The sequence below is a fragment of the Aliiglaciecola sp. genome (genome assembly GCF_039982535.1).
Taxonomy (GTDB): Bacteria; Pseudomonadota; Gammaproteobacteria; order Enterobacterales; family Alteromonadaceae; genus Aliiglaciecola.
Window position 1 is genome coordinate 1 of record NZ_JBDWYG010000040.1, and the last position, 1707, is coordinate 1707.

Consider the following 1707-nt stretch of genomic DNA (forward strand, 5'->3'; position numbering starts at 1 on the left):
TATATTTTTGTTTTTACCTTTTAGCCATCACCAATCAAATATGGGGGCTTTGATGGCACATAACAAAAACATCATGGTGGGAATTTTACTCGCTGGCCTTCGGCCAAAAACACTCGTAAAATCCCCATATGTTAAGCGTTATAGCGCTTTAGCCTTAGAATTTATTGTTTAGCGCAAAGGCGGAGTTCTTCCGCATTTCTTCGAGGTAATTACTGCTTTTTTCCGCATTCGCTTAACGGTTTTATTCGACTTTAATTCTTCCAGCCCCAACCAGTTTTATCAAAACCAGCTCAATCTAACGTTTATCAAAAGTTGCAGTTTTCTGGCGGTTTGGTTTAGTCTAGGGTAACAATTTTAATCAAGTTGTTGTGCTAACAGCCTGTGGCGGCAAAGCCGCGATAGTGAAGTGGGGTGGCGCAATAACAAACGTATATTGCAGACACCAACTCACTGGCTGGGGCTCATTCTTCGCCAAGTATAGCCAGCAAGTTTGCGCAGCAAATACGGACGTTAGGTGCCTAGGGAAATGAGCATGGAAATGCAAGACTCACTAACAGAACTAAAGAAGGGTTTAGATGACGATGACTCCATCAAAGTCGATAATCTTCTCGTGCAAGAATACAATCACGCATGGGATACGCACCGTCATCATGAAAACCTGCGTGCTAGGTATGTAGCTTTTATGTTCGCCGTAGCTTTTGCTGGTACAGCCCTTATAGGTTCGCAAGCCAAAGAAGCCTGGGAAGGAAATATCCTTTCCGTAACACTTTGTTTTTGTATATCTATATTTGCACTTCTAATCATTCGAACATTACTTAATATCGTAAACTCAATGAGCAATGTATTCCCTCACTATGAGAATATTTGGAAGCAGGTTAGGCTTCACGTTTTTAACGGCGACATAGAGCACTCATTAAACGTAAGGAATAATGAAAAAGTTATAAAACGTTCTGAAAGTTTCGGTGCTGGTATAAATAAAATTGGAATGGCACTTCTTGGTATTTATGGTACTTCTTCAATTGCTTTTCTTATTTGGCTTGTGTTGCGTTTACAATACGGTTAACGCACCTAACAAGCCAATTATTCCGACCTCAACTCGCTGCGCTCTTTTCGTCGGCATATTGGGGCGTTATAACTCACATGACTATTGAGCCTAGATTCACAACTTATATCATTTCAACATTTGCTGGTTATTGGTTAGCTTTTGTAGCGTCAGCTACGGTCGTAGCTGTGGTTGAAAGTGAAATGGTTCTAGCTTTAATACCTGTTTTTTTCTTTTCTCTTTTTATTGCAATTGGTGTTTCTCTAATATCTTCAATTATTGGCTACCCATCTTTTCGCTATCTATATAAAAAACTAGCATTTTCAGCTATTCCTAAGTTGTTTTTGGCTGGAGGATTTTCTTGCCTAGTATCTGTGTTAGGTTTTGCTTTAGCTTTTAACTACCTAATAGGAGGTGTTATTGAGCTTAATGCAATTATTCAAACTAGCTTAGGTATATTAACGTTCTGTATTTTGGTTGTTCCACTCTCTGTGTTAGTTTATTGGTTAATCGAACGGTGAGTTATAACACATATGAGCCTCAGGTTAGTCAATAGGTATTAGTGTGCTTTTGATCTTTCTTTCAGATCAATCCAAATCTCTGAGCTAAGCGGTTTACTTCATCTGTCTTTGTGACTATTAGGCAATCGCCTACAGCAAACACAT

2 protein-coding genes are annotated in these 1707 nt (G+C 39.1%); both read left to right on the top strand.

Translation table 11 applies throughout. The annotated features are described in order from the left end of the window. The first annotated feature begins 532 nt into the window (after positions 1–532). Positions 533–1063 carry a hypothetical protein gene (locus ABJV04_RS13195; RefSeq protein WP_348492001.1) on the top strand — a complete coding sequence of 177 codons (531 nt, stop codon included), beginning with the start codon at positions 533–535 and terminating at the stop codon, positions 1061–1063. Positions 1064–1140: 77 nt separating this feature from the next. Next, positions 1141–1563: a hypothetical protein gene (locus ABJV04_RS13200; protein WP_348492003.1), complete on the top strand. Its 423-nt coding sequence runs from the start codon at positions 1141–1143 to the stop codon at positions 1561–1563. The last annotated feature ends 144 nt before the right edge of the window (positions 1564–1707 follow it).

Excerpts from the sequence above, each read along its gene's own strand:
- ABJV04_RS13200 (WP_348492003.1), top strand. The coding sequence starts at position 1,141 with ATGACTATTGAGCCTAGATTCACAACTTATATCATTTCAACATTTGCT.
- ABJV04_RS13195 (WP_348492001.1), top strand. The coding sequence starts at position 533 with ATGGAAATGCAAGACTCACTAACAGAACTAAAGAAGGGTTTAGATGAC.